The following is a 6,224-nucleotide window of genomic DNA, read 5'->3' as shown; positions in this document are numbered from 1 at the left end:
GCTGGCTGCGGGCGCACCGGCGGCGCCGGCGGTGCCGGGTCCGGCGCCCGCGGCTTGATCGAGCTGAAGCGCGATAATTATTTTTCTGAACCGCCAGGGGGGGCCATGATCGGCGAAATCAATATCGTAGGCGTGTTTATTCCGGCCGTGCTCGTGCTGATGCTGGCCGCGTATCTGGTCGAGCGCGGCGTCGTCGCGCTGCTCGCGCTGACTGGAATCTATCGCTTCGTCTGGCATCGGGCCGCATTCGATTTCTGCCTCTACATATTCATCTTCGGCGCGATCGTCGTTCTGACAAGGCGGCTCGGCGCGTGAAACAGATCTCGGTGTTGTCCGTCGTGCTGACTCTTGCTGCAGCGCTGGCCGCCGCGGTCGTGCTGTGGAAGGTGATCGGCTATTACATGTTCTCGCCGTGGACGCGCGACGGCCGCGTGCGCGCGGACATCGTGCAGGTCGCGCCGGACCTCTCCGGCTGGATTACCGACATCCGCGTGGTCGACAACCAGGCGGTGGCGAAAGGCCAGGTGCTGTTCGTGATCGACGAGGCGCGTTACGCGCTCGCGTATCGCGAAGCGGTCGCGACGCTCGCGCAGCGCCGCGCGACTTACGAAGAGGCGCGCCGCGAAGACGTGCGCAACCGGCAACTGGGCAACCTCGTCGCGGTGGAGGTCGCGCAAGCGAGCCAGGCGCGCGCGGACGAGGCGCGCGCGCAAGTCGATCTTGCGCAGGTCGCGCTCGACACCGCGCGCCTGAACGTGCAGCGCACGACGATCGTGAGCCCCGTGGACGGCTACGTGAACGACCGCGCGCCGCGCGCGAACGAATATGCGACGGCCGGCAAGGCGGTGCTATCGATCGTCGACGCGCATTCGTTTCGCGTCGACGGTTACTTCGAAGAAACCAAGATGCGGCATATCCGTGTCGGGCAGGAGGTTGATATCGAGGTGATGGGCGAGCCCAGGTTGTTGCGCGGCCATGTGGTCAGCATCGTCGCCGCGATCGAGGACCGCGACCGCACCAACAGCACGCCGAACCTGCTGCCGAACGTCGATCCGGCATTCAGCTGGGTGCGCCTCGCGCAGCGCATTCCGGTGCGCGTCGCGCTCGACGACGTGCCGCCGGACTTCCAGATGATCGCGGGCCGCACGGCGACCGTGCTGGTGCGCAATCCGCAGCTGCGTGCCAACGGCAAGCCAGGCGCGTCGGCGACGGATGCCGCGTCGGCGCCGCAATCGCGCTTCGATCTGTGGCTCGAGCGGCTGCTGGGAGGGTGGCGATGAACGCGCGCCGCGCGGACCGGTTTGCGTCCCCGGGCGTTGCGCTCGCCCGCAGGCGCGGCGTCGTGCCGCGCGTCGCGCGTGGCGCGCTGTGTCCGGTGATGTGCGCCGCGCTGTTGGCCGGCTGCACGGTCGGCCCGAACTACTCGCTGCCGAAGGATGCGCTCGTCAATGCGAACTTCGCGAACGCGCCGATCGACGGTTCGAACGATCCGCTCGTCACGCAGCAGCCGGTGCCGCCGGACTGGTGGCGGCTCTACGACGACCCGGTGCTCAACGGGCTGGTCGAAGACGCGCTGGCCGGGAACCGTGACCTGCGCGTCGCGGTGGCGAACCTCGAGGCGTCGCGCGCGCAGGTGCAGTTCGCGCGCGAGCAGGACGGTTTCGCGGGAAACGCGGGGGGCAACGTGCAATACACGCAACTGTCGCCCGAGCAGTTTCTGACTGACAAGCTTCCGCCGCAGACGCTCGAAGACCTGGGTTTTAACGTGTCGTACGAGCTCGATCTGTTCGGCAAGCTGCGGCGCGGCGTCGAAGCGGCGCGAGCCGACGACGATGCGGTAGAGGCCGCGCGCGATCTGGTGCGCATCACGGTGGTCGCGGACGTCGTGCGTTCGTATGTCGAAAACTGCGCGGCGGCCGAAGAGCTGGCGATTGCGCAGCATTCGCTCGCGCTCGAGCGCGAACGGGTCGATGTGTCACGCCGGCTGCTGCAGGCGGGCCGCGGCAACCAGCCGGACCTCACGCGCGGTTTCACGCAGCGGGACACGATCGCCGCCGAGATTCCGCGCTTCACGTTGCGCCAGCGCGTCGCGCAATACCGGCTCGCGATGCTGCTCGCGCGCGCGCCGGAAGACTTGCCGCCCGCGGCGAAAAACTGCTCGAAGCTGCCGCAGGTCGGCGAGCCGGTGCCGGTCGGCGACGGCGCCGCGCTGCTCAAGCGCCGCCCCGACGTGCGCGAGGCGGAGCGCAAACTGGCGGCCTCGACGGCCCGCATCGGCGTCGCGACGGCGGCGCTGTATCCGACCATCAGCATCGGCGCAAGCGCGGGCTTTACGGGGGACGTGTCCGATGTGTTCACCGCGCAGACCGCGCGTTATGCGATCGGGCCGCTGGTCAGCTGGGAATTTCCGGTGAATGGCCAGCGCGCGAAGGTGCAGCAGGCCGAGGCGTCGACGGCCGCGTCGCTCGCGCATTTCGACTCGGTGGTGCTGAATGCGCTGCGCGAAACGCAATCGTCGCTCGCGGCCTACAGTGCCGACACGGCGCGTGCGCAGGCGTTGCAGACTGCCGAGAAGTCCGCCCAGGACTCGGCGGACCAGACGCATCAACTGTATGTGAACGGACGCGAATCGTTTATCGACGACCTCGACGCGACGCGCACGCTGACATCGGTCAATGCGCAGGTCGCGGCTGCGCGCTCGACGGTGGCGGTCGATCGGGTCAATCTGTTTCTCGCGCTCGGCGGCGGCTGGGAAGAGGCGTCGAAGGAAGGGATGCAGGAGGGCGCGCGGCAGACGGGGAAGGCGAGCACGCGGCAAGCGGCGCAGACGGGTGGACGCGACGACGTGCAGCAGGCCGCGCAAAAGGCCGGGCAGGAAGCGGCGGGGCAGCAAGGGGCGCGCGAGTAACGGCGGGAAGCCACGAGCGGCGAGTGATGCGCGACCTGGCATGGGACTGGGTGCGCGGCCTGATGTGTAACCGGACGCGCCGCCTGTCGTGCGATCCGACACGCCACCCGATACGCGACCCGACACGCCACCCGACACGCCACCCGATACGCCACCCGATACGCCACCCGATACGCGACCCGACACGCAACCGGACATAAAACGCGGTCCTTCTGCGGCACCTTCAACGCGTGCAGCGCAATCATCCCGACGTTGCTCGCGCGAGCACTCACGCCCGCCCGTCGACGATCCGCTCCAGCGCGTGCAGCGCCTGCTCCGCGGCATCGGGCGCGCAGCAATCGATCACGATGCGTTCGGGCGTCGCGCGCAGCCACGTCAATTGCCGCTTGCACAGTTGCCGCGTCGCGAACACGCCCTTGTCGCGCATCGTCGCGTAGTCGATCGCGCCGTCGAGATATTCCCACGCCTGCCGGTAGCCGACGCAGCGCATCGACGGCAGGTCCGCATGCAGATCGCCGCGCGCGCGCAGCCGTCGCACTTCATCGATAAAGCCGGCCGCCAGCATCGCGTCGAAGCGCTGCGCGATCCGTGCATGCAGCACGGCGCGATCCGAAGGCTCCAGCGCGACCGGCACGAAGCGATAGCGTGCCGCCGCACGGTCGTCGCGGGCCGGTGCGGCGAGCAGTGCCGACATCGGCTGGCCGGTCAGCATGAACACCTCGAGCGCGCGCTGGATGCGCTGCGAGTCGTTCGGCGCAAGGCGGGCCGCCGTCTGCGGATCGACTGCCGCGAGGCGTGCGTGCAGCGCGGGCCAGCCGTCGCGCGCGGCATCCGCGTCGAGCGTCGCGCGCAGCGCGGCGTCGGCGCCGGGCAGATCGTTGAGTCCTTGGGTGAGCGCCTTGTAGTACAGCATCGTGCCGCCGACCAGCAGCGGCACGCGGCCCCGTTCGACGATCGCATCGATCGCACGCTGCGCATCGGTGCGAAAGTCGGAGGCTGACCACGCATCGGCCGGATCGACGATGTCGATCAGATGATGCGGCACGCGCGCGCGTTCTTCCGCAGTCGGCTTCGCGGTGCCGATATCCATGCCGCGATAGACGAGCGCCGAGTCGACGCTGACGATTTCGACCGGCCGCCGCGCCGCGAACGCGAGCGCCGCGGCGGTTTTGCCCGATGCGGTCGGGCCGAGCAGACAGGCGACGGGGAGTACGGCGGTGTCTTTCATGGCAATCGTTGCGCGCGCATCGATCCAGCGCGCGCTCATTGGCCGCGCAGGAACAGCCGGTCGAGATCGGACAGCGTCAGCTGATACCACGTCGGCCGCCCGTGATTGCATTGGTCCGCGCGCTCGGTCGCTTCCATCTGCCGCAACAGCGCGTTCATTTCGTCGAGCGTCAGACGCCGGTTGGCGCGCACCGCGTGATGGCACGCGAGCGTGCCGAGCAGTTCATGCTGGCGCTCGGTCAGCACGCGCGAACCGCCGAACGCGTGCAGATCGGCGAGCACCGCGCGCGCCAGTGCGGGCAGGTCGGCGTCTTTCAGCAGCGCGGGCACCGCGCGGATCGCGAGCGTCGTCGGCGACAATGCCGCGAGGTCGAAGCCGAGCGCATCGAGCGTATCGCGCTCTTCCTCGACAATGCCGATCTCGACCGGATCGGCCGTCATCGACTGCGGGATCAGCAGCGGCTGGACCGCGATGGTTCGCTCGGCGAGCGCGTTCTTGAACTGTTCGTACAGGATGCGCTCGTGCGCCGCGTGCATATCGACGATCACGAGCCCGCGCGCGTTTTGCGCGAGCACGTAGATGCCGTGAATCTGGCCGAGCGCGAATCCGAGCGGCTGCTCGTCCGAACCGTCGAACGCGGCGCCGGGCGGCAGCGCGGCAAACGGCGACGGTGCAGCGCCGTCCGCGTAATGGTCGATACCGCGGGCCTGCTGCGCATCGGGCGCACCCGCCGCCGTCGCGCCGTACTGCGTGCCGGCGCCGGTGTCCTTGCGGCCGAATAGCGCGTCGTACAACGCGAGCGGCTGCGCGACCGGCAGTGTGCCCTGACGCATGCGCGCATCGCGCAGCCAGGTGCTGCCCGCCGCCGGCGCGCCGTTGCCGAAGCGGCTGCTGCCGTCGGACGTCGACACGCCGCCGCCGCCAAAGCCGCCGTTCGATCCGGCGAGACCGGCGAGCGGCGTCGCCCCGAACGACGCCGGGCCGCCACGCGGCTCGACGTGCACGGCATGGCCGCCCGCGGTGGTTTCCGGCGACGCGCCCGCATGGCGCGCAAGCGCGCGCTGCACCGCGTGAAACACGAACTGGTGAATCGAGCGCGAATCGCGAAAGCGCACTTCGATCTTCGACGGATGCACGTTCACGTCGACCGCTTCGGGCGGCAGATCGAGAAACAGCACGTACGACGGATAACGGTCGCCGTGCAGCACGTCTTCGTAAGCGGCACGCACTGCGTGCGTGAGCAGCTTGTCGCGCACGAAGCGGCCGTTCACGAAGAAGTACTGCTGGTCGGCACGGCCGCGGCTCGCGGTCGGCAAGCCCGCGCAGCCGTAAACCGCAAGCGGGCCGGCCGCTTCATCGAGCGGCAGATGCGCGGTCGCGAAGGTCTCGCCGAGAATCTTCGCGACGCGCGCGGCCGGATCGCTCGCGTTCCAGTGCTCGACCGCGCGGCCGTTGTGCAGCACCGAGATCGCGACGTCGGGACGCGCAAGCGCCGCGCGGCGCACCATCTCGAGGCAATGGCCGAGCTCGGTCTGTTCGCTTTTCAGAAACTTGCGGCGCGCCGGCGTGTTGAAGTACAGCTCGCGCACTTCGATCGTCGTGCCCTGCGTGCCGGCCGCCGGCGTGAGCGCGCCGGTTTGCGCGTCGATGCGGGTGGCGTGCGGCGCGTCGCCGCTGCGGCTCGTGATGGCCATCTCCGAGACCGACGCGATCGACGCGAGCGCCTCGCCGCGAAACCCGAGCGTCGCGACCGCTTCGAGCTCCGCGAGCGAGCGGATCTTGCTGGTCGCGTGGCGGGTGAGCGCGAGTGCGAGTTCGGCTTCGGGGATGCCGCAACCGTCGTCGGTAATCGAGATGCGCTTGACGCCGCCTTCGTCGAGCAGAATGCGCAGCGTGGTCGCACCCGCGTCGAGCGCGTTTTCGAGCAGTTCCTTGACCACCGAGGCGGGCCGTTCGACCACTTCGCCGGCGGCGATCTGGCTGATCAGCTGATCGGGCAGCGGCTGGATCGGACGCGGCGCGCGCACGGCAAGCGGCGCGCGTGCGGGACGGGCAACGGCGGCGGACTCCGCGGGCGCGGGCGAGGCG

General features: G+C 69.5%; 5 protein-coding genes. 3 read left to right on the top strand and 2 right to left on the bottom strand.

Features of this window, described 5'->3' with window-relative positions:
* Positions 1 to 105: 105 nt before the first annotated feature.
* The 3 genes from HV675_RS31740 (at position 106) to HV675_RS31730 (ending at position 2,908) form a co-directional block, all read left to right on the top strand.
* The gene (locus HV675_RS31740) at positions 106 to 315 is read left to right on the top strand and encodes a DUF1656 domain-containing protein (protein ID WP_175115413.1); all 210 of its coding nucleotides are present in this window, start codon (positions 106 to 108) and stop codon (positions 313 to 315) included.
* Positions 312 to 1,280, top strand: coding sequence for an efflux RND transporter periplasmic adaptor subunit (locus tag HV675_RS31735; protein WP_343056926.1), 969 nt, complete (start codon positions 312 to 314; stop codon positions 1,278 to 1,280). Before HV675_RS31740 ends, HV675_RS31735 begins: the two co-directional genes overlap by 4 nt.
* A 98-nt stretch (positions 1,281 to 1,378) precedes the next feature.
* Positions 1,379 to 2,908, top strand: coding sequence for an efflux transporter outer membrane subunit (locus HV675_RS31730; RefSeq protein ID WP_175115415.1), 1,530 nt, complete (start codon positions 1,379 to 1,381; stop codon positions 2,906 to 2,908).
* A 268-nt stretch (positions 2,909 to 3,176) separates the two neighbouring features.
* Here the strand turns inward: HV675_RS31730 and miaA are convergent, their stop codons facing one another.
* Together miaA and mutL are read right to left on the bottom strand one after the other, a co-directional pair.
* Positions 3,177 to 4,136 carry a tRNA (adenosine(37)-N6)-dimethylallyltransferase MiaA gene (miaA, locus tag HV675_RS31725; RefSeq protein WP_175115412.1) on the bottom strand — a complete coding sequence of 320 codons (960 nt, stop codon included), beginning with the start codon at positions 4,134 to 4,136 and terminating at the stop codon, positions 3,177 to 3,179.
* A gap of 35 nt (positions 4,137 to 4,171) precedes the next feature.
* Entirely contained in the window at positions 4,172 to 6,163 is a 1,992-nt protein-coding gene (gene mutL, locus HV675_RS31720; RefSeq protein WP_175115414.1) for a DNA mismatch repair endonuclease MutL, read from the bottom strand.
* Between the last annotated feature and the right edge of the window lie 61 nt (positions 6,164 to 6,224).

Origin of the sequence: Paraburkholderia solisilvae (assembly GCF_902859875.1) — a bacterium.
Lineage (GTDB): Bacteria > Pseudomonadota > Gammaproteobacteria > Burkholderiales > Burkholderiaceae > Paraburkholderia > Paraburkholderia solisilvae.
This window is presented reverse-complemented; position numbering and strand designations above follow the sequence as displayed.

Excerpts from the sequence above, each read along its gene's own strand:
- HV675_RS31730 (WP_175115415.1), top strand. The coding sequence starts at position 1,379 with ATGTGCGCCGCGCTGTTGGCCGGCTGCACGGTCGGCCCGAACTACTCG.
- miaA (WP_175115412.1), bottom strand. The coding sequence starts at position 4,136 with ATGAAAGACACCGCCGTACTCCCCGTCGCCTGTCTGCTCGGCCCGACC.
- HV675_RS31740 (WP_175115413.1), top strand. The coding sequence starts at position 106 with ATGATCGGCGAAATCAATATCGTAGGCGTGTTTATTCCGGCCGTGCTC.